Below are 21,615 nucleotides of genomic sequence, written 5' to 3'. Positions count from 1 at the left end.
GTCGTAGGCGAGCTTGCCGAAGATCGCCATTGCGCCGAAGCACGCCGCGGAGACAAGACACAGTGCCGGACCCATGCGTCGAGCATCGATCACCCAACTCATCAGGTCCAGCGATGATTGGTGGAGATGACTCATTAGGATTTCCGTATGGTCGCCTGGGATCTCCGCCGCCTCCGCTTCCTCCGGGAGTTCGAGGAGCGGGGCACCCTGGGAGCGGTCGCCGCCGCTCTGGGCTACAGCCCGTCGACGGTCTCCCAGCAGTTGGCCCTCTTGGAGCGGGAGGCCGGTACCCGGTTGTTCGAGAAGGCCGGACGCGGCGTGCGGCTCACCGACGCCGGGCGACTACTGGCCCAGCACGCGCGCGTGCTGCTGTCGGCGGCCGAGGCGGCAGAAGCGGACTTGGCGGCCCTGAGCGGCGACATCCGGGGCACCGTGCGAGCCGGCGGCCTGCAATCGGCGGCTCGCCGCCTGCTGGTGCCCGCCGTGGCCCGCCTGATGGCCGACCACCCACAGGTACGCGTGGAGATCTTCGAACTCGAACTCGAACAGGCACTACCAGGCCTGCGGCTGGGCGCGGTCGACCTGGTGATCGGCGACGAGTACGACGGCCACCCCCGGCCCAGGCCGGCAGGGCTCCGCTTCGCGGTCCTGCACGAGGAACCGCTGAAGGTGGTGCTGCCGGCAGCACATCCGCTCGCCGAACCGGGCGGGCCCGTTGCGATCGCCATGCTGCGATCTGACGTCTGGGCGGCCTCCGACGAGGGCACCGGCCATCACGTCATGGTGGTCGGAACCTGCCGGTCCCTCGGCGGCTACGAACCCGACCTACGGCACCGCTCCAGCGACGCCGACGTACAACTGGAGCTCGTCCGCGTCGCGGCGGCCGTCGCGCTAATGCCGGCCTTGGCCCTGCCGGACGACGATCCCGCTCTCGCGGTCCGTGACGTTGCCGAAGCCGCCCTCCGGCGCCGTCTGGTCGTGGTCACCCGGGACACCCCACCGGCTCCCGCCCTGACCACCCTCCTGGAAGCCGTGACCGATCAGGCACGCATGATCAACCGAGATGCCTCGCCAACCACGTAGAGATCCTCCTCCGGGCAGGGACGCCGGGGCGCGGCCGCATTGACGATCTGCGGATCGACTGGTGGGCGCCGCCCACCTCTTGATCGAAGCGTCCAGGCCGCTGGCCGCAGGAGCAGGCGGCGCTGCCGGTCAGCACTGCCCGGGACGGTCGTTCCCCTCGGCGAGTTCGGCGAACGGCAGGGGGCAGCAGGAACTGCCGGCGCAGGCGACGAGATCGTCGCAGCCGGCGGAGATGGCGGCGCGCAGGGTGTCACGGATGACGGTCAGGTCGGCCAGCTTCTGTTCCACCTCGACCAGCTTCTCTCTGACCCGTGCCGGTAGGCCGGTGTCTGCTCGGCTGCCGTGCCGGTGTCGGCCGGTGTCGAGCAGGTCGGCGACCTCGTTGAGGGTGAAACCGAGGCGTTGCGCGGTCTTGATCACTCGCAGCAGGGTGACCGACTCGGCCGGGTAGAGCCGGTGCCCGCCCGGGGACCGCTGCGGAGCGGCGAGCAGGCCGCGTCGCTCGTAGTAGCGCAGGGTCTGCAGGTTCACGCCGGCCGCGTCGGCGAGCTGGCCGCTGCGCAGCTCTGCTGCGGTCATCGCTGGTCCCGAGCTGACGCGGCGCGCTCGGCGAGGCCGTCGAGCACGTCGACGTGTGCCGCCGGTACCCGCACCTCCAACGTCAGCGCATTCGGCCCCGACCGGGAAAGGTCGAAAGCGAAGAACGAGCAGCAGGACGACTCACGGGCCGTCAGGTCCCGCGCCGTCTCCTCAACCTGCGCAGCACCGGCAAGGTGCAACCGCAGGTGGTGCGGCGACAACCGATCGACGCCCCGCACCGCGTCGCGAAAGAATTGATCGAATTCGGCGAGGCGCAGCGGTCGTTCCGCTGTCGGCAAGGTGCAGGCATCCGGCACCCAGGCGCTGTCGGTCGTGATGTGTTCGTCGCTCATATCAAGGACGCTAAGCCTGTACCTAGGTATCGGATGCAAGCTCCGGGTGCGGTCGAGCTGCTCAGAGGTGTGGGCGGAGCTGGTCGACGAGGTGCCCGACCCGGGCGCGGATGTCGTCCCGGACCTGGCGTACGACGTCGACGGGTTGCCCGGCGGGGTCGGTGAGCTTCCAGTCCTCGTAGCGCTTGCCGGGGAAGACGGGGCAGGCGTCGCCGCAGCCCATGGTGATGATGACGTCGCTGGTTTCGGCGGTGTCCCAGGTGAGCCGGGCCGGGGTCTGCCCCGTGATGTCGATGCCGACCTCGCGCATGGCTTCGACGGCGACGGGGTTGATCTGGTCGGCGGGTTCGCTGCCGGCGGAGCGGACCTCGACGGTGTCGCCGGCGAGGTGGCGCAGCCAGCCGGCGGCCATCTGGGAGCGGCCGGCGTTGTGGACGCAGACGAACAGGACGGTCGGCTTGTCGCTCATCGCGGATCTTCCTGTCAGTTGATGGTGGGGGTGCGGCGGATGGTCCGGGTGCTGGCTGGTCCCGTCATCGGTTCTCCTCGGCGAGGTGCGGCACGACCACGGCGTCGGCGGAGTCGGCGGCGCCGGGGTACCAGACGGCGAGGGCGGCGACGGCGACCAGGCCGCCGACGAGCTGGGCGGCGACGAAGCCGGGCACCGAGGCGGGGGCGATGCCGGCGAAGGTGTCGGTGAAGGCCCGGCCGATGGTGACGGCCGGATTGGCGAAGGACGTGGACGAGGTGAACCAGTACGCCGCGCCGATGTAGGCGCCCACGGCGGCCGGGGCGGCGGCGGTGCGGCCGGAGCGGGCGAGGGCGAAGACCAGCACGGTCAGGCCGGCGGTGGCGACGACCTCGGCGAGCCACAGGTGACTCCCCGTGCGGTCCGTGCCGGACCAGGTCACGGCGGGCAGCCCGAACATCAGGTCGGCCAGGACCGCTCCCGCGATGGCGCCGGCGACCTGGGCGAGCGTGTAGGCGGCGAGGTCGCGGCCGGTCAGGCCGGTGCCGGCGCGGCGGCCGAGCCACCAGTCGACGGCGGAGACGACCGGATTGAAGTGCGCGCCGGACACCGGGCCGAACGTCAGGATCAGCGCCCCGAGAGCCAGGGCGGTGGCGATCGCGTTCTCCAGGAGCTGGAGCCCGACGTCGCCGGGGGAGAGCCGGGCGGCGGCGATCCCGGAGCCGACCACGGCGGCGACCAGCAGGGCGGTGCCGGCGAACTCCGCCGACGCCCGCCGAGGCAGGGCGAGGCTCACGCGGCGCTGCCGGTGGCCGGGGCGGCGGAGATCTCCAGCAGCGCGCCGAGCTGCCGGAACGCCTCCGGCTTCACCCGGTACCAGACCCAGGTGCCCCGACGGTCGGAGTCGACCAGGCCGGCCTCGCGCAGCACCTTGAGGTGGTGGGAGATGGTCGGCCCTGACAGGTCGAACGCCGGGGTCAGGTCGCAGACGCAGATCTCCGGCACCGACGCGATCATCGACATCAGCCGCAGCCGGACCGGGTCGCCCAGGGCCTTGAACATCGGCGCGACCAGGCCCGCCTGCTCGGCGTCCATGGGGCGGACGGCGATCGGGGAGCAGCAGGCGACCGCGTTGAGGTCCACCACCGGCAGCTCTTGTTTCGACATAACTCTAGCTTGACAGATTTCAAAACAGGGTGCAACGTAGGTGCTGCTTCGAAAAACATCTAGGCAAGGATCAAAGTGATGATCAAGCTCTTCCGTCAGCGCCGCAGCGCCCATGGCCACGGCGTCACGTTCTGCGAGCCCTGCGGCCAGGTCTGCACCGCCGCTTGCCGTGCTGAATCCCGCTACGAGCGCAGCCGCACCGCCGCTCTCACCTACCACGTCCGCTGAATCCGTCAGGAGGAATGATCATGTCCCGTGTCCAGCTCGCCCTGCGCGTGTCCGACCTCGAAGGCTCGGTGGCCTTCTACTCGAAGCTGTTCGGCGTCGAACCGGCCAAGCGCCGCCCCGGCTACGCCAACTTCGCCGTCGAGAACCCTCCGCTGAAGCTCGTGCTGCTCGAAGGCGAGGCCGACCAGCCCACCGTCCTGGACCATCTGGGCGTCGAGGTGTTCAGCACCGACGAGGTCGCGGCCGCCACCCGCCGCCTCACCGACGCCGGCCTCGTCACGCTGGAGGAGAACAACACCGAGTGCTGCTACGCCCTCCAGGACAAGGTCTGGGTACGCGGCCCCGGCAACGAGCCCTGGGAGGTCTACACCGTCAAGGCCGACTCCGCTCAGCTGGAGAAGGCCACCGACGCCGCCTGCTGCACGCCGGCGACCGATCGGGAGCCGGTCACCAGCGGGGCCGCGTCGAGCTGCTGCTGAGCCGGGGGACGTGCGCGCCCGGCGGGCCGACCGATCGGGCGCGCACCTCGGCTACCCGAAGGTGAACACGTACGCCTCGGCGCCCGGCTCGAGGAACGTGATCTCCAGGGTCCGTTCGCGGACCGTGTCCCGCTGGCGGACCAGCTGGTACAGGCGGCCCTCCCGGAGCAGGCCGTTGCCGTCCTCGTCGACGTCGACGCCGTGTGACGGGCCCGGCGGCGCCCCGTCGAGGAGCAGGCGGAAGGGGATCGGCTCCCGCCCCCCGGGCGACAGCACGAGATGCGCGTCGCGCGCAAGGAACCGGAAGGCGAGGGTGCCGCCGGCCCGGTCGAGCACGATCTTCTCCGCGCCGATCGTCCACTCGCCGGCGAGCGCCCAGTGGTCGGCGGGCAGGTTCTCGGGGAGTTCGTAGGCGCCGGGGGCGTCGTACGTGGCGGCGTCCGGTGACGCGAAGTGCTCGGACTGGCCGTAACCGAGATACGTCTCGGGCGTACGCAGGTGGTCCCAGTCGGCGTTGGCCTCCACACCGAGCCCGTCCACCGGGACGAGGTCGCGTTCGACACCGAGCAGCCGCTGGATGACGCGTTCCGACTTCTCGTAGCGTCCCTCGCCGAAGTGCTGGTCGCGGATGACGCCGTCCGCGTCGACGAAGTAGAGCGCCGGCCAGTAGTGGTTGTCGAAGGCGTTCCAGACCTCGTAGTCGTTGTCGACCGCGACCGGGTAGTCGATGTCGCGCGTCCCGACCGCCTGGCGCACCCCGTCGATGTCGTGCTCGAACGAGAACTCCGGCGTGTGCACACCGATGACGACCAACCCGTCGTCCCGGTAGGCCCGCGCCCAGGCCCGGACGTACGGCTCCTGGCGCAGCCAGTTGATGCACGTGAGCGTCCAGAAGTTCACCAGGACGGGGCGGCCGCGCAGCTCGGCGCGACCGAGCGGCCCGGAGTTGAGCCACTCGGTCGTCCCGTCGAGCGCGGGCATGCGCAGCCGCTCGGAGACGGCCATCTAGCGCAGCGACCGGAAGGCGGTGCGAAGCTCGTCGCACAGCAGTTGCGGCTGCTCCCAGGCCGCGAAGTGCCCGCCCCGGTCGAGCTTGTTGTAGTGGATGAGGTTGGGATAGGCCTGCTCGGCCCAACTCCGCGGGGTCTCGTAGAGCTCGTCGGGGAAGACGCTGACCGCCGCCGGCACGGTGACGTTCTTGGCGGAGAAGAAGGAGAGCTTGTTCTCCCAGTAGATGCGGGCGGCGGAGACTCCCGTGTTGGTCAGCCAGAAGAGCGTGATGTTGTCGAGGATGTCGTCGCGGGTGATGCCGCCCGGGTTCCCGGCGAAGGCCCGGCAGACCAGTTCCAGGCTGGCCGCGTCGTGGTCGCACATGAAGCTGGCCAGCGCGATGGGCGAGTCGGAGAAGCCGATCAGCGTCTCGGGGCGGGTGGCCATGATCAGGGCGTAGGCGGAGTGCTTCCAGAAGAAGTCCAGCTGCTCGCACGCCCGCCTCTCCTCGTCGGAGAGGTTGGCCGGGAGCTTGTCGAGAGCCTTGTTCGCTCCGGTGATGTCCGACTGGGTCAGCGCGTCGATCTCGGGCGGAACCGCGCTCGGCATGTTGGTGTGGATGCCGGCCAGTTCCGGCGGCGCCTGCACACCCATGAGGTTGGTGATCAGTGCGCCCCAGTCGCCGCCCTGGGCGACGAACCGGGTGTAGCCGAGGCGCTTCATCAGCTCGGTCCAGGCGGTCGCGACGTGCTCCGGCCCCCATCCGGGTTCGGTCGGCTTGCCGGAGAAGCCGTAGCCGGGCATCGACGGGATCACCAGGTGGAAAGCGTCCGACGCGGACCCGCCGTGTGCCGTGGGATCGGTCACCGGCCCGATGATTTTCAGCTGCTCGATGATCGAGCCGGGCCAGCCGTGCGTGACGATGAGCGGCAGCGCGTCCTCGTGCTTGGACCGGACGTGGATGAAGTGGATGTCCAGCCCGTCGATCTCGGTGATGAAGTTCGGCAGGGAGTTCAACCTCGCCTCGACCTTGCGCCAGTCGTACTCCTTCTGCCAGTACTGGGCGAGCGCCTGGCTCGTCTCGAGCGGCACGCCCTGCGACTGGTCGTTGACCGTCTGCTTCTCGGGCCATCGGGTGGCCGCGATGCGCTCTCGCAGCGCCTTGAGGTCCGCCTCGGGGATCTCCACCGTGAACGGCCGGATGTCGGTGGCGCGTGCGAGCGTCTGGGTCTTGACGGCCACGTGGGCCTCCTTTTCCACAGAATTGGCGTCGGCAGGCGTGCGGTCAGCTCTTCTCGCCGCGCCGGGGAAGCTTCCAGTCGGGCCGGACGAAGTGGCAGGTGTAACCGCCGGGATGCTTCTCCAGGTAGTCCTGGTGTTCCGGCTCGGCCTCCCAGAAGGGGCCGGCCTGCGTGACCTCGGTGACGACCTTGCCGGGCCAGAGGCCCGAGGCGTCGACGTCGGCGATCGTGTCCTCGGCGACCTGCCGCTGTTGGTCGTTCTCATAGAAGATGGCGGACCGGTAGCTCGTCCCGACATCGCCGCCCTGACGGTTCTTCGTGGTGGGGTCGTGGACCTGGAAGAAGAACTCGAGGAGGTCCCGGTACGAGAGCTTGGCGGGGTCGTAGACGATCTCGATCGCCTCGGCGTGGCCCTCGTGGTTCCGGTACGTCGCGTTCGGCACGTCCCCGCCGGTGTATCCGACCCTGGTGCTGACCACGCCGGGGCGTTTCCGGATGAGGTCCTGCATGCCCCAGAAGCAGCCGCCGGCCAGGATCGCCTTCTCAGTCGTGTCGCTCATTGGCTTCGCCCCCCGTCCGGGTGCTCGAACAGTGCGCGGTACTCGCCGTACCCTTCCCGTTCCAGGTCGTCGAACGGGATGAACCGGAGCGCGGCGGAGTTCAGGCAGTAGCGCAGGCCGCCGGTCGCCACCGGACCGTCGTCGAAGACGTGCCCCAGGTGGCTGTCGCCGTGCGCCGACCGGACCTCGGTGCGGACCATGCCGAGGGTGGAGTCCCGCACCTCGACCACGTTCTTCCGCTCGATCGGCTTGGTGAAGGAGGGCCAGCCGGTGCCGCTGTCGTACTTGTCGACGGAGGCGAACAGTGGTTCGCCGGACACGACATCGACGTAGATGCCCGGCTCCTTGCTGTTCCAGTAGGCGTTGTCGAAGGCGGGCTCGGTCCCACCCTCCTGGGTGACCCGGTACTGCTCGGGCGACAACCGGGAAACTGCCTCCGGGTTCTTTCGATACTCGTGGGGCACCGTCGTTCCTTTCGGCAAGGGGTCGTCGGCAAGGAAGGCCGGTTCAGCCGGGCTGCACACGCAGCGCGACTGGCTACCCCTCCTGCCGTCGGCTAACCCTGGGCCCGGGTGACGGAGGAGTCATTGTCTCCGCCGGCCCTCGGCCTCGATCTCCAGCAGCTTGTCGAGGGCCAGGGCCGTGTTGATCAGCGAGAGGTGGCTGAACGCCTGCGGGTAGTTGCCGATCTGCTCACCCGTCGCCGCGATCTCCTCGGCGTAGAGGCCGAGGTGGTTGCTGAAGGTGAACATCTTCTCGAAGGTGAGCCGGGCGTCGTCGAGGCGGCCGGAGCGGGCCAGCGCCTCGACGTACCAGAAGGTGCACATGTTGAAGGTGCCCTCGTGGCCGGGGAGCCCGTCGGGGGAGTGGACCGGGTCGTACCGGTGGACCAGGCTGTCGGAGACCAGCTCCCGTTCGATGGCCTCCAGGGTGCGGCACCACATCGGATCCGACGGCGTCACGAAGCCGACGGCCGGCATGGCGAGCAGCGCGGCGTCCAGGACGTTCTCGCCGTACGCCTGGACGAAGGACCCGCGGCCCCGGTGGTAGCCGCGCGCCATGACCTGGTCGTAGATCATGTTCCGCTGGGCGGTCCAGCAGCTGATGTCCCCGGGCCGCCCGGTCCGGGCGGCGAGCCGGATGGCCCGGTCCAGGGCCACCCAGGACATCACCCGGCCGAAGGTGTAGTCCCGGGGGTGGTGGCGGCTCTCCCAGATGCCGGCGTCGGGCTGGTCCCAGTTGTGGCACAGCCAGTCGACGAGCCGGACGGTGCTCTTCCACACCTGGTGGGAAACCCGGATGCCCTGTTCGTCGGCGAGGTGCATGGCGTACAGCGCCTCGCCGTGGATGTCGAGCTGGAGCTGGTCGGCTGCGCCGTTGCCGATCCGGACGGGGCTTGAGCCGCGGTAGCCCTCCAGGTGGTCGAGCACCTCCTCGTGCAGGTCCGACGAGCCGTCGACCCGGTACATGATCTTCAGCGGGGCCTGGTGGTCGCCCGCCTCGCGGATCCGTTCGTCGAGCCAGTCCATGTACCGGCTGACCTCCTCGGTGAAACCGAGGCCGAGCAGCGCGTGCACCGAGAAGGAGGTGTCCCGGACCCAGGTGTAGCGGTAGTCCCAGTTGCGGGTGCCGCCGACCAGTTCGGGCAGCGCGGCCGTCGGGGCGGCGATCATGGCGCCCGTCGGCGCGTAGGTCATCAGCTTCAAGGTGATGGCGGACCGCTCGACCATCTCGCGCCACCGTCCGGTGTACCGGGAGCGCTCGACCCACCGTCGCCAGTAGTCGCGGGTCCACTCGAACATCCCCTGCACCTCTTCGAGCGGCACGACCCGGGGTTCCAGGCCGGAGTTGGTCTCCAGCACCACCCCACCGACGTCGCCCTGGTTGAGGGTGCCGAACCCGATCAGGTCCCCTTCCTCCAGGTGGATGTCCTCCTCGGCGATCAGCCGGCGTACCGGCTGGACCGGGTTGAAGGTGATCTCCGCGGACGAGCCGCGGAAGACGTACCCGTTGGGGTGCCGCTCCAGGCGGGGCCGCTCGCGCGCGTAGTCGAACCGGGGCCGGCACTCCAGCCGGAACCGCATGCTGCCCCGGACCATCGTGACCATGCGCACCAGGCGGTGCACGTCGGTGGCCTTCTCGCCGGTGACCGGCATGAAGTCCTGGACCTCGGCGACCCCGTCGGCGCTGATGAACCGCGTGATCAGGATCGGAGTGCCGGGCAGGTAGAGCTGCTTGGTGACGTAGGTCGTCTGGTCCGGGGCGATGCGGAAGAAGCCGCCGCGCTCCTGGTCCAGGATGCTGGCGAAAATGCTGGGGGAGTCGAAGCGCGGCGCGCAGAACCAGTCGATCGTTCCGTCGCAGGTCACCAGGGCGGCGGTCTGGAGATCACCGATCAGCCCGTGATCCTCGATCGGCCGATACCCGTCCACGTCGCCCCCCGGTCTCCACTACGCCCCTCCGCAGTAACCTAAAGGGGAATAATGTCCGGGTAAGTCTTATTCGTGAATGCCACCCCTCCGCGTGGTCATTGGGGCGCGACGCGCGACCGGGGTAACCCACCGGTCGCGCGTCGCGGTCGAACTCCGTGCCCCGGCTCAGAGACCGTGGCGGCGGTCGCCCGCCACCAGTTCGGCCACCCGCGCCTCGGACTCCGCCGAGAACGCGTCCCGCCGCCGCGCCTCGACCGCCCGGCGGGTCTCCTCGGCGATCAGGTCGCCGTTGATGGCGGCCGCCGCCACGGCGCCCGCCGCCGCTGCCGCGCCGACCTGGGCGGCCGGGTCGGTGACATTGCCCGCGACCCAGACCCCGGGCACCTCGGTACGCCCCATCAGGTCGGCGGGGACGTGCTCGCCGACCCCGGCCGGGTGCGCCACCGCCGGCAACCCGAGCGCCGCCAGGAACCCGGCCCGCGCCACCATCCGGGAGGCGACGGCCAGCACCTCGCGCGCGACCAGCCGGCCGTCGCGCAGGCGTACCCCGACCAGCCGGTCCTCGACGACCTCCACCGACGCGACCTCGCCCTCGACCACGGTGACGCCCCGGGCCGCCAGCTGTTCCGCCTGCTCGTCGGTGAGCGGCGGCGCGGTGTGGCGGAGGAAGACCACGTCGTCGCTCCACTGCCGGAACAGCAGTGCCTGGTGCACCGACATCGGCCCGGTGGCGAGCACCCCGATAGGCCGGTCGCGCACCTCCCACCCATGGCAGTACGGGCAGTGCACCACGTCGCGACCCCACCGGTCGCGCAGCCCGGGCAGCTCCGGCAGCTCGTCGACCAGGCCGCTGGCCACCAGCAGCCGGCCGGCCCGGACCCGGCGGCCGTCGGCCAGCGCCAGCGCGAAGCCCTCCCCGTCGCGGGCCACCGTGCCGACCTCGCCGGCCAGCAGGTGCCCGCCGTACCGGCGGACCTCGTCCCGGCCGCGCGCCAGCAGCTCGGCCGGGGGCATGCCGTCGCGGGCCAGCAGCCCGTGCACCCCCTCGGCCGGGGCGTTGCGCGGGTTGCCCCTGTCGATCACCAGGACCGACCGGCGCGCCCGGGCCAGCATCAGCGCCCCGCTCAACCCGGCGGCGCCGCCGCCGATCACCACCACCTCGTAGCCGTCTTCCCGCAGCTCGGTCATTCTGACCACCTCCCGCGGCAACCATGCGGCGATGATGGCCGCACCCGCAAACTTCGTTGCCGATCTGGCAAACTAGGGGGATGGACGACGACCTCGACCGGGCGCTCGACGCGGTCGGCCCCCGGCTGCGCGCGCTGCGCCGCGAGCGCGAGACCACCCTGGCTGACCTGTCGGCCGCCACCGGCATCTCGGTGAGCACCCTGTCCCGGCTGGAGTCCGGCAGCCGCCGCGCCACCCTGGAACTGCTGCTGCCGCTGGCCCGGGCGCACGGCGTGACGCTCGACGAACTGGTCGGCGCCCCGCCCACCGGCGACCCGCGCATCCACCTGCGGCCGGTCACCCGGCACGGCATGACCATGCTGCCGCTCACCCGCCGGGCCGGCGGCATCCAGGCGTACAAGCTGGTCCTCCCGGCCGGCGCCCGGCCCGCCGAGCCCGACCCGCAGACCCACGAGGGGTACGAGTGGGTCTACGTGCTCAACGGGCGGCTGCGGCTGGTCCTCGGCGAGCACGACCTGGTGCTCGCGCCCGGCGAGGCGGCCGAGTTCGACACCCGGGTGCCGCACTGGTTCGGCCCCGCCGACGGTGAGGCGGTCGAGTTCCTCAGCCTCTTCGGCGCCCAGGGCGAACGCGCTCACCTGCGGGCCCGTCCCCGCCTCCGCGACGCCGACCCCGGCTGACCGCCGCGGCGGTCAGCGGCGCGCGACACGTGCTGGCCCGCCCGAATGGTTCTGCCGCGGCTAGGGATTCGCGGCCACCCACCGCTCCGACCGGCCGATCATTGCGTCCAACTGCGGCTCGTCCAGTGCCATGTCCTCGACCAGGTAGGTCAGCGTCTGCATCCGGATGACCACCACATCCTCGGTGGTGAATCCGGACACCAGCCCCGGTTCGCCGAGCGCCGACCGGATCAGCGCCTCGGCCCTGTCAACGGCGAAGCCCTGGTCGGGCCAGAGCAACAGCCGGGGCTGCCGGAGGAACGCCGAGATCCGTTCCGGCGCCTCGTCGCCGGCGAACCGCAGTTCGACGGCGGCACGGAACACCTCGTAGAGCAGGGGGTAGAGGCGTTCCCGCTCGTCCTCTGCCAGCTTCACCCGGGCCCGCCAGTACTCGAACGCGGGGTTGTCGCGCCGGGCCACGGCCCGCAGCATCCTCCCGACGGCGGTCTTCGGCTCCCGAAACAGCGGCTCGCTCTCCACCCCGGCATCCTCCCGGTGTCCGGCTCCGCTCGCCGCCCCGCGCGGGCCCCGCTCGCCGCGGGACCGGTATCGGGTTGCCCGACGCGTGCTGGTCCGGCCCCGGCACGCGCGGCAGGCCGACGCGCTCAACGCCGAATGGATCGCCCGGCACCGGGCCCGGGCGTGACCTTGCCCACCACCGCGCCGGCTCCCCGCGCAGGGGCAGGTCATCTGCCGTTACCCGGCGGTTAAGGTGGGCTTCGCGAAGTCGCTTCCCCTGACCGGGGTGCGGCTTCGTAGTGCTTCACGGGACCCGTGAAGCCCAGCCGCCCCGACGTTCTCCGGGCCAACCGAAACGGGACGGCTGCACCCCCACTGCCCGGCCGGCGCGACCAGCTGGGCCAACCCGGAACGGAGTAAGACCGCGCCATGAGCGTGTCTACGCAGGATCCTGCTGCCCCGGTCGAGGCGGCGGAACCCGCCGCGCAGAGCCGCCTCGACCGCTTCTTCGAGATCACCCGCCGGGGCTCGACGGTCCGGCGCGAAGTGCTCGCCGGGCTCACCACCTTCGCGACGATGGCCTACATCGTCGTGCTCAACCCGCTGATCATCGGCACCGCGCCGGACGCCGACGGCAACACGCTGGGTATTCCGGCGGTCGCCGGGGTCACCGCCCTGGTCGCCGCGGTCATGACGATCATGATGGGCATCGTCGGGCGGGTGCCGTTCGCCGTGGCCACCGGCCTGGGCCTGAACGCCTTCGTCGCGTACGCGGTCGCGTCCCAGATGAGCTGGGCCGAGGCCATGGGCCTGGTCGTCATCGAGGGTCTGATCATCACCGTGCTGGTGCTGACCGGCTTCCGGAAGGCCGTCTTCCGGGCCATCCCGGCCGAGCTGAAGGCGGCCATCGCGGCCGGCATCGGCCTGTTCATCGCGCTGATCGGTTTCGTCGACGGCGGTCTGGTCCGGGCCGGCACCGGCGTGCCGCTGCAGCTCGGCTCGGGCAGCAACGGCACGCTGCACGGCTGGCCCACGGTCGTCTTCCTGGTCGGCCTGCTGGTCACCGGCATCCTGGTGGCCCGCAAGGTGAAGGCCGGCGTCCTGATCGGCATCGTGGCCACCACGGTCGTCGCGGTGATCGTCAACGCGTTCGCCAAGCCCGGCCCGGCTCTCGTCGACGGCAAGCCCAACCCGGACGGGTGGCGGCTGAACGTGCCGACCCTGCCGGACCCGTTGTTCCAGACGCCCGACCTGCACCTGGTCGGCAACGTGTCGTTCGGCGCGTTCGCGCACGTCGGCGTGATGACCGCGCTGCTGCTGGTCTTCACCCTGGTGCTGGCCGACTTCTTCGACGTCATGGGCACCACCGTCGGCCTGGCCAGGCAGGCCAACCTGGCCACCGAGGACGGCACCGACATGCCGCGACTGGGCAAGGTGCTCTTCGTGGACGGCGTCGCCGCGGTCGCGGGCGGCGCCGGCAGCGCCTCCTCGGCCACCACGTACGTCGAGTCCTCCTCCGGCATCGCGGACGGCGGGCGGACCGGCCTGACCAGCGTGGTCACTGGCGTGCTCTTCCTGGGTGCGCTGCTGCTCACCCCGCTGGTGTCGCTGGTGCCGAGCGAGGCCGCCGGCCCGGCGCTGGTGGTGGTCGGCGCGCTGATGATCCGCCAGGTCAAGGACATCGACTTCACCGACGTGGGCGTCGCCGTCCCGGCGTTCCTGACCATGACCCTCATGCCGTTCACCTACTCGATCACCAACGGCATCGGCGCCGGCTTCGTGAGCTGGGTGGCGATCCGGGTGGCCCAGGGCAAGGCCCGGCAGATCCACCCGCTGATGTGGGCGGTGGCCGTCGCGTTCGTGATCTACTTCGGCATCAACCTGGTCAAGGCCGTCACCGGCGTCAGCTGAGCGGTCCTCCGCTGCGCCCCCGTTGCCCGTTGGCCCGAGGCAACGGGGGCGCGGCGTATCCGGATCATGGGTTAGAGTGCCGGCGCGCGGACACGCGACCGTCGTGGGCGCAGGGGGATGAGGCCATGGATCGCCATGAGTTTCCCCTGCCATGCCCTCTTCCGGGTCGCGCGCGCTGACCGACCGCGACCCGGGTCACTCCACGACCTTGGAGAATCGCGTTGTCTTCTTTCGACCTGACCACCGACCGTCTCGTGTTGCGCCCCTGGCCGGCCGATGAGGCCGCCGCCGTCGTCGCCGGCGAGCGGCGCCCGCACTGGGCGGCGGACTATCCGGCCGACGGCGAACGGGTGATCGCCGGGATCATCGCCGGTCACCCCGAGCGGCCACACGGCCACCGGCTCATCATCGAGCGGGAGACCGGCCTCACCGTGGGCGGCATCGGGCTGAAGTGGCCGCCGACCGACGGTGCGGTCGAGTTCGGCTACGGCATCGTTCCGTCCCGGCGGTGCCGGGGCTACATCACCGAGGCGGTCCGCGCCCTGGTGGCCCACGCCCTCACCCTCCCGGGGGTGACCCGGGTGTACGCCACCGTCGACCCGGCCAACGTGCCGTCCGTGCGGGTGCTGGAGAAGGCCGGCCTCCGCCGGGACGGCACCGTCGACAGTGACGAGGGGCCGCTGCACCGGTACGTCGTCGCCGAGTAACGAACCGACCGGCCCGGCGGTGGGGCGACCCGCCGCCGGGCCGGCCGTCGTTGAACGGGTGTGAGCTACGCGGACGTCAACGGGGTGCGGCTCTGGTATGAGATCCACGGGGCCGGCCGCCCGTTGGTCCTGCTGCACGGCGGCTACGGCTCGACGGAGATGTTCGCGCCCGTCCTGCCCGCACTCGCCGCGCGCCGGCAGGTCGTCGCGGTCGACCTCCAGGGCCACGGCCGTACCGCCGACGTGGACCGGCCGCTGCGCTACGAGTCGATGGCCGACGACGTCGCCGCGCTGCTGCGCCACCTCGACCTGCCGGCGGCCGACGTGCTGGGCTACTCGCTCGGCGGCGGGGTGGCCCTGCGCGCCGCGATCCAGCACCCCGCCCTGGTCCGCCGCCTGGTGCTGGTCTCCACGCCATGCCGGCGGCAGGGCTGGTACCCGGAGGTGCTCGCCGCGATGGCCGCCCAGGACGAGCGGGTCGCCGAGCAGATGCGCGGCACCCCACCGCACGAGCGCTACGAGCGGGTCGCGCCCCGCCCGCAGGACTGGCCGGCGCTCTGGGCCAGGACCGGTGAGCTGCTTCGCCGCGACTACGACTGGTCGGCCGAGGTGGCCGCCCTGCCGATGCCGGTGCTGCTGGTCTTCGCCGACGCCGACTCGATCCCGGTGCACCACGCGGCCGAGTTCTTCGGGCTGCTCGGCGGCGGCCACCGGGACGCCGGCGGGGACGGCACCGACCGGCCCGCGTCGCGGTTGGCCGTGCTCCCCGGGCTGACCCACTACGACATCGTCGGCTCACCCGCCCTGCCGGCGGCGGTGCTGCCCTTCCTCACCCACGAGGTGCGCGCCCCCGGGTGACCCCGCCCGCCCGGGCCGCGCGTCTCCGCCGGAGCAGCCGCCGGGCCAGCAGGCCGCCGAGCACCAGCGCCGCCGCCCCGGCCGCCCACCAGACCCGGCCGCCCGGGCCCGCCGGTGGATCAGCCGCGCGGACCCGTCCGGCGCGCACCACCGTGTCCGCCACGTCGATGGCGAGCACCTGATCCGGGGCGGTGAGCAGGGTGGTCGGTGCGGCGGCCCCCGGGGCCAGGCCCAGCACCCGGACCGTCCGCACGTTCCCGTACGCGGTCCGCTGGTCCATCGCCAGTGGACCGTCGAAGGAGGTCGGGGAGTTCGGCTCCGGCCGGTACGCCACCACCACCGCGGTCCCGTCCGCCTGCCAGCCGAGCAGCCGGATCGTGGTTACGCCCGCGACGGCGGGCAGCGCCGGTGCGCCGAGGTCCTTCCCGGTGGTGTCCATCCGGCGCAGCCGCCACCGGTCGCTGCCCGGGTCGTGGCTGACCAGGGCCAGCGTGCCGTCCGGCAGCCAGGCCCCCTTGCCGGCCAGCCCGCTCTCCGCCGGCAGTGGGAACGAGGAGACCTGCCGCCCGTCCGCGCTGGACACGAGCACCTTGTCGCCGACCTGGAAGGCCAGCCGGGACCCGTCCGCGGTGAACGCGACCGGGGTGCCGAAGATCGGCAGTTGCTCGGTCTCGAGCAGCCGCACCGCCCGGCCGGTGTCCAGCCGGACCACGCTGAGCGTGTTGACATGGGCGCTGCCCTCCGGGTTGGCCGGTGTGGTGTCCCGAACCACCAGCGCCGTCCCGTCCGGCGTCCAGCCGGCCGGCTCGGTCAGCGTGCTGCCCTCCCTCGGGCTGGGCAGCCGCCGTACCGCGCCATCCACCAGGTCGACCAGGTCGATCCCTGGATGCTCACTGGAGCCGGCCGGCACGGCGATCCGCCGCCCGTCGGGGGAGAGCAGCACCTGCTCACCGGCCGGCGCCTCGTGGCCGACCTTCCAGGTCCGGTAGCGGTCCGCGTCGGCGGCGACGATGCCGACGGTGCCGTCCTCGTCGATCAGTCCGGTGAGGCCGCGCGCCTGCCCGCTGAACACGACCGACGCCGGGCCGAGCCGGGGCCGGTCGGTGGCGCGCAGCGTGCCGAACCCCGGCAGCCCGATCCGGTCGGGCAGCGCCGGGCCGTCCGCGCCGGCCGGCGCGATCCCGGGCCGCCCGCCGCCGCTCACCGTCAGCGGCACCAGCGCCAGCAGCACCGCGACCGCCGCGACCGCCGCCGCCATCCGCCGCCGGGCGCGCCGCGCGGTCCGCACCGCGCGGTCGTGCACCGGGTACGCGGGCACCTCGGCCGCCGCCTCCCGCAGCGCCTCCCGCAGCCGTACGCTCATCGCCCGCTCCTCTCCGGCGTCGGCTCCATGAGGTCGGGGACGAGGTCGCGGAGCCGGCGCACGGCGTCGTGCCCGTGCCGCTTCACCGTGCCCACCGAGCAGCCGAGCACCTCGGCCACCTGCGCCTCGGTCAGGTCCTCGTAGTGGCGGAGCACCACCACGGCCCGCTGCCGGGCGGTGAGCCGGCGCAGCGCGGCCACCACGCTGAGCCGCAGCGCGGTGTTCTCGGTGTGGTCGCCGCCGCCCCGCTCGACCGGCCTCGGGTCCAGCCGTTCCGCCACCCGCCGCCGGCGCCACCACGAGACCTGCTGGTGGTACATGACCCGGCGCACGTACGCCTCCGGGTCCCCGTCGCGGATCCGCCGCCAGTGCCGGTACGTCCGGGCCAGCGCGCTCTGCAACAGGTCCTCGGCGTGCTGGTGGTCCCCGGTCAGCAGGTACGCGGTCCGCGACAGCGCGGGCGACCGCTGCACCACGAACTCGTGGAACGTCTCCGACATGCCCACCCCCTCGCCTCTACGAACGCGACCCACCCGGCGGATGGTTGAGGCGAACCGTCAGCCGAGCCGGCGAGCGAGCCAGGGCAGCAGCGCGTCGCCCTGCAACCGCTGGAACGCCCGGACGGTGGGGATGCCGGGCGGGGGCGGCTGGCGGGCGCCGTCCAGGAAGAAGCCGGTGAACCCGGCCAGCACCCCGGTGAGGTCGGCCGGATCCACCCCGGCGGCGAGCGGCAGGGCGGCCAGCAGCGCCTCCGGGTCGTGGCCGCCGTGCACCTGCACGTTGACCAGGACGAGCAGGCTGTCCAGCCAGGCCGGTCCGCGACAGGCCCACGGCCAGTCGACCACGGTGACCGTGCCGTTCGGGCCGATCAGCAGGTTGTCGGCCCGGACGTCGAGGTGGCAGAGCGTCTCGCCGGCCAGCGCGGCCAGCCCTCGGTCGGCGGCCGCGCACAGTTCGGGCAGCCGGGCCCGCGCCCACGGGTCGAGGTCGGCGGGCGGGTCGGCGGCGATCCGCCGCCAGCCGCCGAAGTCGTGTCCGAGCTGCTCCGTCGCGGTGGCGGCGACCGCGGCGGGGGCCGGGGTGAGCAGCCCGGCCATCGCCTCCAGGGTGGACAGCGCGGCGGTCAGCTCGCCGGTGTCCCACGGGGTGACCGGGTGCCGGCCCTCCACGTCGGTGAAGACCAGCGCGATCCAGTCGCCGTCGTCGTGGCTGCCGAGCAGCCGGGGCGCCGGCGCGGCCGGTGGCAGCGCGGCGGCGATCCGCGCCTCCGCCCGGTGCAGGGCGGGGCTGCGGTCGTTCTGCGCCGGGCTGACCGCCTTGACGAAGGCCCGCCCGCCACGGGCGGTGCGGACCCGGTCGGCGGTGCCGGGGGAGAAGCCGCCGTGCTGCGACTCCGCCGTCACCACCCGGTCGCGGAGGATCTCCTCGACCGCGGCGCGGACGGGCCCGGGCAGGTCGGCCCAGCGGATCCGGCTCTTCGTCAGGCTGGTCACCGCCCCACCGTGCGCGACGCCGCCCCGCCGGGGCAACCGATTACCCCGCCCCGGCGGTGTAGCGCAGCATTACCACGCCGCTGTCGAACGGCCGCGTGTCGACCAGGGTGAATCGGCTCGGCGTGAAGCCTCGGGCGACCAGCGGGACGCCGCTGCCGATCACGACCGGGTTGAGCTTGACCACCAGCTCGTCGACCTCGTCGAGGAGCTGGCCGGCGAGCTGCCCGCCGCCGCAGAGCCAGATGTCGCCGCCGGGCTGTCCCTTCAGCTCGCGGACGAAGGCCACCGGGTCGGTGTCGACGATCTCCACCTGCGGGTCGTCGGACGGGGGCAGCGAGCGGCTGAAGACGTACTGCTTGAGGTGCGCGTAGGGGCTGGTCATGCCCAGCTTCAGCGCCGGGTCGTAGGTGGCCCGGCCCATGAGCAGGGTGTCGAAGCGGCCGGTGGGCGGCGAGGCGATGCCGAACTGGGCGTGGGCGAAGGTGGGGAGGGTCTGGGGCCACTCGGCGACCAGGTGGGCCGCCACGTCGGGCTCCAGCGGGAGGAAGTCGTAGGACCCGTCGGGGGCGGCGATGAAGCCGTCGAGGGTGCCGGCGACGTAGTACACGAGCTTGCGCAAACCGACTCCGATGTCCGGGATCAACCACGACGGCTGTCATGGTCGAGGCAGAATGTACAACACCTGTCGTGGTTATTGCTAGGGTGCTGGGCATGGCCAGGAATCCGGAACGCCGCACCCTGCTCGCCGACGCCGGGTTGCGAGTCCTCGCTGCCGCCGGCGCGCGCGGCCTGACCCACCGCGCGGTCGACGCCGAGGCGGGGGTGCCCACCGGCACCGCCTCCAACTACTTCCCGTCCCGGGCGGCGCTGCTCGCCGGGCTGGCCGAACGGATCTTCGACCGGATGGCGCCCGACCCGGCGGTGCTGGCCGAGCTCGGCGGGCGGGAGCCCTCCCTCGCGCTGGTCACCGACTACCTGCGCTACATCGTCGAGCGCACCACCCGCGAGCCCGACCTCACCCGCGCGCTGTTCGAGCTGCGGCTGGAGGCCTCCCGCCGCCCCGAGCTGCGGGCCGCGCTCGGCGACGTGCTGCGCCGGGGGTACGCCGACGACGTCGCCTTCCACGTCGCCGCCGGGCTGCCCGGCGGCGCGTTCGAGGTCGCCCTGCTGCACTACGCGGTCGACGGGCTCCTGCTCGACCTGCTCACCACCTCGATCGACGCCGGGTTCGACGTCGATCAGGTGGTGTCCGCCCTGGTCTCCCGTCTGGTCGGCGGCGTCACCGGCTGACCCGCGCTCCGCCCAGGTATGTCGCCGCAGCCAGCGGGAACGCTGGCCGGGACGCACCTGGGGAGGAGCGACGATGACGGATGGCGCCGGACTGACCATCGGTGTGCTCGGCTCGTACGGCGGTCGCAACCTGGGCGACGAGGCCATCCTCACCGGCCTTCTGGCCGACCTGCGTCAGCAGGAGCCGCACGCCCGGATCATCGTCTTCTCCCGGAACCCGGCGCACACCGCGCTGGCCCACCCGGACGTGGAGGCGGTGCCCTGGGAGGGGGTCAGCCGCGTCGACTCGTCGGCGATCCTGGCCGAGCTCGACCTGCTCGTCCTCGGCGGCGGCGGGATCCTCTACGACAAGGAGGCCCGGCGCTACCTGCGGGTGGTCCGGGTCGCCCAGGAGCGCGGCCTGCCGCTGCTCACCTACGCGGTCGGGGTCGGCCCGCTCAGCGAGGGGGTGGACACCGGGATGGTGCGGGAGACCCTGGGCCAGGCCACCGAGGTGACCGTGCGCGACCAGGAGTCCCGGATGGTGCTGGAGGAGGCCGGGCTGCTGAACCCGATCACCGTCACCGCCGACCCGGCGTTCCTGCTCACCCCGGACGAGTTCCCGGAGAGCTGGCTGCGCGAGGAGGGCGTGCCGGCCGGCAAGCAGCTGGTCGGGCTGAGCGTCCGCGAACCGGGCCGCGCGGCGGAACGCCTCGACGTCGACGGCTACCACCGGCTGCTCGCCCAGATCAGCGACTTCCTGGTGCACCGGATCGACGCGTACGTGCTCTTCGTGCCGATGGAACGCGACGACATCCGGCACTCGCACGGCGTGATGTCGCACATGGTGGCCGCCGAGCGGGGCCGGATTCTGCACAACGACTACTCGCCCCGGCAGGTGCTCGGCCTGATGAAGCACTTCGACCTGGCGGTCGGCATGCGCCTGCACTTCCTGATCTTCGCGGCCATGATGGGCACGCCGTTCCTGCCCCTGCCGTACGCGGGAAAGGTCTTCGACCTGGCCCAGCGGCTCGGGGTGCCGGCGCTGCGCGGCGTGGAGCGTGAGGTGGAGGGCCCGCTGCTGGCCGAGGTGGACCGGTTGTGGGACGAGCGCGAGGGGCGGGCCGACGAGACCGCCCGGCGGGTGGCCGCCGTGTGCGAGCAGGCTCGGGGGACCTCCCACGTCACCCGGGGTGTGCTGGAGAGCATCCGGTCGCGGGCGCTGAGCCGGGCCGCGGCCTGAGCGGCCGTCAGGCCGCCGGTCCCCGCCAGGTGTAGACCCACCCACGGTCGCGCTGGTCGTCCGACTCCAGCTCGTAGATCTGCGCGTGCGCCAGTCCCTCCGGCCCGATGTGGTGGTGGGTCAGCGGCGGACGATTGTTGCTGTCCAGCTCGACGGTGACGGTCTCGCCGTCGGCCGTGCCGCCCACCATAGGGATCTGCACCGTGGATGCCATGCGCCCATCCTGCCCCGGGCAGCGCCGGCCCGCAGCGGGATGCCGGGGCTGCGGGCCGGCCGCCCGGGCGACTAGGGTCCGGGAATGGCGGACCCGGCGATCAACCCCACCCTCGGTCCGGTCCTCGCCCGCACGGGCGACGAGCGGGCCATCCTCGAATCGTTCCTCGACTTCCACCGCGCCACGGTGCTGCGCAAGGCGCGCGGCCTCTCCGACGCCGAGGCGGCCCGCCGCCTGGTGCCCTCCCGCACCACGCTCGCCGGCCTGCTCAAGCATCTGGCCCTGGTGGAGCGGAACTGGCTGCCCTGCCTGTTCGCCCCCGGGCCGGGCGACGTCTACCTCACCAGCGAGGCCGACGCCGAGGCCAGCTTCACCCTCGACCCGGGCGAGACGGTCGACGGGCTGGCCGCCGCCTACCGGGCCGCCTGCGCCCGCTCCCGGGGCGTCGCCGCCCGGTTCGACCTCGACCACGTGGTGCCGCACCCGCAGCTCGGCGAGGTGTCGCTGCGCTGGGTGCTGGTGCACCTCATCGAGGAGACGGCCCGGCACGCCGGGCACGCCGACATCCTGCGCGAGCTGACCGACGGCGAGACCGGGGCGATCTGATCCG

The 21,615-nt window shown here is 72.4% G+C and carries 27 protein-coding genes; 10 read left to right on the top strand and 17 right to left on the bottom strand.

All coding sequences use genetic code 11. The features are described from left to right. Positions 1-147: 147 nt before the first annotated feature. Positions 148-1,083 carry a LysR family transcriptional regulator gene (locus AC0OLQ_RS28055; protein WP_484528745.1) on the top strand — a complete coding sequence of 312 codons (936 nt, stop codon included), beginning with the start codon at positions 148-150 and terminating at the stop codon, positions 1,081-1,083. 129 nt (positions 1,084-1,212) lie between these two features. Here AC0OLQ_RS28055 and AC0OLQ_RS28050 read toward each other — a convergent pair whose 3' ends face one another. The 5 genes from AC0OLQ_RS28050 to AC0OLQ_RS28030 form a co-directional block, all read right to left on the bottom strand. Next, positions 1,213-1,662 (bottom strand): MerR family transcriptional regulator, encoded by a 450-nt coding sequence (locus tag AC0OLQ_RS28050; RefSeq protein ID WP_484528744.1) that lies wholly within the window; start codon positions 1,660-1,662, stop codon positions 1,213-1,215. Beyond that, positions 1,659-2,015, bottom strand: coding sequence for a hypothetical protein (locus AC0OLQ_RS28045; protein ID WP_484528743.1), 357 nt, complete (start codon positions 2,013-2,015; stop codon positions 1,659-1,661). Before AC0OLQ_RS28045 ends, AC0OLQ_RS28050 begins: the two co-directional genes overlap by 4 nt. A gap of 61 nt (positions 2,016-2,076) precedes the next feature. Then, the gene (locus AC0OLQ_RS28040; RefSeq protein WP_484528742.1) at positions 2,077-2,484 is read right to left on the bottom strand and encodes an arsenate reductase ArsC; all 408 of its coding nucleotides are present in this window, start codon (positions 2,482-2,484) and stop codon (positions 2,077-2,079) included. A 64-nt stretch (positions 2,485-2,548) separates the two neighbouring features. Continuing rightward, on the bottom strand, positions 2,549-3,280 hold the full coding sequence (locus AC0OLQ_RS28035) for an aquaporin (RefSeq protein ID WP_484528741.1): 732 nt from the start codon (positions 3,278-3,280) through the stop codon (positions 2,549-2,551). Further along, positions 3,277-3,651: an ArsR/SmtB family transcription factor gene (locus AC0OLQ_RS28030; protein ID WP_484528740.1), complete on the bottom strand. Its 375-nt coding sequence runs from the start codon at positions 3,649-3,651 to the stop codon at positions 3,277-3,279. The genes AC0OLQ_RS28035 and AC0OLQ_RS28030 overlap by 4 nt, the downstream gene beginning before the upstream one ends. Before the next feature lie 78 nt (positions 3,652-3,729). Between AC0OLQ_RS28030 and AC0OLQ_RS28025 the strand changes: the two genes are divergently transcribed. Both AC0OLQ_RS28025 and AC0OLQ_RS28020 read left to right on the top strand, forming a co-directional pair. Beyond that, positions 3,730-3,879, top strand: coding sequence for a hypothetical protein (locus AC0OLQ_RS28025; protein ID WP_484528739.1), 150 nt, complete (start codon positions 3,730-3,732; stop codon positions 3,877-3,879). Between the two features lie 20 nt (positions 3,880-3,899). Further along, positions 3,900-4,358, top strand: a complete 459-nt coding sequence (locus AC0OLQ_RS28020; protein ID WP_484528738.1) for an ArsI/CadI family heavy metal resistance metalloenzyme — start codon at positions 3,900-3,902, stop codon at positions 4,356-4,358. Between the two features lie 51 nt (positions 4,359-4,409). Here the strand turns inward: AC0OLQ_RS28020 and AC0OLQ_RS28015 are convergent, their stop codons facing one another. The 6 genes from AC0OLQ_RS28015 to AC0OLQ_RS27990 form a co-directional block, all read right to left on the bottom strand. Continuing rightward, positions 4,410-5,363, bottom strand: coding sequence for a redoxin domain-containing protein (locus AC0OLQ_RS28015; protein WP_484528737.1), 954 nt, complete (start codon positions 5,361-5,363; stop codon positions 4,410-4,412). Continuing rightward, entirely contained in the window at positions 5,364-6,590 is a 1,227-nt protein-coding gene (locus tag AC0OLQ_RS28010) for an epoxide hydrolase family protein (RefSeq protein ID WP_484528736.1), read from the bottom strand. A gap of 43 nt (positions 6,591-6,633) precedes the next feature. Then, the gene (gene msrA, locus AC0OLQ_RS28005; RefSeq protein WP_484528735.1) at positions 6,634-7,149 is read right to left on the bottom strand and encodes a peptide-methionine (S)-S-oxide reductase MsrA; all 516 of its coding nucleotides are present in this window, start codon (positions 7,147-7,149) and stop codon (positions 6,634-6,636) included. Next, on the bottom strand, positions 7,146-7,613 hold the full coding sequence (msrB, locus tag AC0OLQ_RS28000) for a peptide-methionine (R)-S-oxide reductase MsrB (RefSeq protein WP_484528734.1): 468 nt from the start codon (positions 7,611-7,613) through the stop codon (positions 7,146-7,148). Before msrB ends, msrA begins: the two co-directional genes overlap by 4 nt. 120 nt (positions 7,614-7,733) lie before the next feature. Further along, positions 7,734-9,581, bottom strand: a complete 1,848-nt coding sequence (locus AC0OLQ_RS27995; RefSeq protein ID WP_484528733.1) for a glycoside hydrolase family 15 protein — start codon at positions 9,579-9,581, stop codon at positions 7,734-7,736. Positions 9,582-9,746: 165 nt separating this feature from the next. Further along, a complete protein-coding gene (locus tag AC0OLQ_RS27990; RefSeq protein WP_484528732.1) occupies positions 9,747-10,769 on the bottom strand; it encodes an NAD(P)/FAD-dependent oxidoreductase in 1,023 nt (340 codons plus the stop codon). Between the two features lie 80 nt (positions 10,770-10,849). On the opposite strand from AC0OLQ_RS27990, the gene AC0OLQ_RS27985 reads away from it, so the two are divergent. Further along, positions 10,850-11,449 (top strand): helix-turn-helix domain-containing protein, encoded by a 600-nt coding sequence (locus tag AC0OLQ_RS27985; protein ID WP_484528731.1) that lies wholly within the window; start codon positions 10,850-10,852, stop codon positions 11,447-11,449. Positions 11,450-11,509: 60 nt separating this feature from the next. On the opposite strand, the gene AC0OLQ_RS27980 is transcribed toward AC0OLQ_RS27985, so the two are convergent. Then, positions 11,510-11,968 (bottom strand): hypothetical protein, encoded by a 459-nt coding sequence (locus tag AC0OLQ_RS27980; RefSeq protein WP_484528730.1) that lies wholly within the window; start codon positions 11,966-11,968, stop codon positions 11,510-11,512. 408 nt (positions 11,969-12,376) lie between these two features. Between AC0OLQ_RS27980 and AC0OLQ_RS27975 the strand changes: the two genes are divergently transcribed. The 3 genes from AC0OLQ_RS27975 to AC0OLQ_RS27965 all read left to right on the top strand — a co-directional run bounded on the left by AC0OLQ_RS27975 (position 12,377) and on the right by AC0OLQ_RS27965 (position 15,423). Beyond that, positions 12,377-13,858, top strand: coding sequence for an NCS2 family permease (locus AC0OLQ_RS27975; protein WP_484528729.1), 1,482 nt, complete (start codon positions 12,377-12,379; stop codon positions 13,856-13,858). Positions 13,859-14,079: 221 nt separating this feature from the next. Next, positions 14,080-14,565, top strand: a complete 486-nt coding sequence (locus AC0OLQ_RS27970) for a GNAT family N-acetyltransferase (RefSeq protein ID WP_484528728.1) — start codon at positions 14,080-14,082, stop codon at positions 14,563-14,565. A 60-nt stretch (positions 14,566-14,625) separates the two neighbouring features. After that, complete coding sequence (locus tag AC0OLQ_RS27965; protein WP_484528727.1) at positions 14,626-15,423, top strand: alpha/beta fold hydrolase; 798 nt, start codon at positions 14,626-14,628, stop codon at positions 15,421-15,423. On the opposite strand, the gene AC0OLQ_RS27960 is transcribed toward AC0OLQ_RS27965, so the two are convergent. From AC0OLQ_RS27960 to AC0OLQ_RS27945, 4 genes are read right to left on the bottom strand one after another with little or no spacing between them, the layout of a single operon-like run. Further along, on the bottom strand, positions 15,395-16,786 hold the full coding sequence (locus tag AC0OLQ_RS27960; protein WP_484528726.1) for a hypothetical protein: 1,392 nt from the start codon (positions 16,784-16,786) through the stop codon (positions 15,395-15,397). The genes AC0OLQ_RS27965 and AC0OLQ_RS27960 overlap by 29 nt on opposite strands. Beyond that, a complete protein-coding gene (locus tag AC0OLQ_RS27955) occupies positions 16,783-17,286 on the bottom strand; it encodes a SigE family RNA polymerase sigma factor (RefSeq protein WP_484528725.1) in 504 nt (167 codons plus the stop codon). Before AC0OLQ_RS27955 ends, AC0OLQ_RS27960 begins: the two co-directional genes overlap by 4 nt. Before the next feature lie 57 nt (positions 17,287-17,343). Next, the gene (locus tag AC0OLQ_RS27950; RefSeq protein ID WP_484528724.1) at positions 17,344-18,279 is read right to left on the bottom strand and encodes a phosphotransferase family protein; all 936 of its coding nucleotides are present in this window, start codon (positions 18,277-18,279) and stop codon (positions 17,344-17,346) included. Between the two features lie 40 nt (positions 18,280-18,319). Further along, a complete protein-coding gene (locus tag AC0OLQ_RS27945; protein WP_484528723.1) occupies positions 18,320-18,898 on the bottom strand; it encodes a dihydrofolate reductase family protein in 579 nt (192 codons plus the stop codon). Positions 18,899-18,990: 92 nt separating this feature from the next. Between AC0OLQ_RS27945 and AC0OLQ_RS27940 the strand changes: the two genes are divergently transcribed. Continuing rightward, the gene (locus AC0OLQ_RS27940) at positions 18,991-19,569 is read left to right on the top strand and encodes a TetR/AcrR family transcriptional regulator (protein ID WP_484528722.1); all 579 of its coding nucleotides are present in this window, start codon (positions 18,991-18,993) and stop codon (positions 19,567-19,569) included. Between the two features lie 73 nt (positions 19,570-19,642). Then, a complete protein-coding gene (locus tag AC0OLQ_RS27935) occupies positions 19,643-20,791 on the top strand; it encodes a polysaccharide pyruvyl transferase family protein (protein ID WP_484528721.1) in 1,149 nt (382 codons plus the stop codon). 7 nt (positions 20,792-20,798) lie between these two features. Here AC0OLQ_RS27935 and AC0OLQ_RS27930 read toward each other — a convergent pair whose 3' ends face one another. Further along, complete coding sequence (locus AC0OLQ_RS27930; protein WP_357335776.1) at positions 20,799-21,005, bottom strand: hypothetical protein; 207 nt, start codon at positions 21,003-21,005, stop codon at positions 20,799-20,801. A gap of 84 nt (positions 21,006-21,089) precedes the next feature. Here AC0OLQ_RS27930 and AC0OLQ_RS27925 point away from each other — a divergent pair, with 84 nt between their 5' ends. Then, the gene (locus AC0OLQ_RS27925) at positions 21,090-21,611 is read left to right on the top strand and encodes a DinB family protein (RefSeq protein WP_484528720.1); all 522 of its coding nucleotides are present in this window, start codon (positions 21,090-21,092) and stop codon (positions 21,609-21,611) included. Positions 21,612-21,615 lie beyond the last annotated feature (4 nt).

Source organism: Micromonospora sp. Utrum1 (assembly GCF_057197805.1).
The sequence above is the reverse complement of the archived record's forward strand: the minus strand, read 5'-3'. Positions and strand labels throughout refer to the sequence as shown.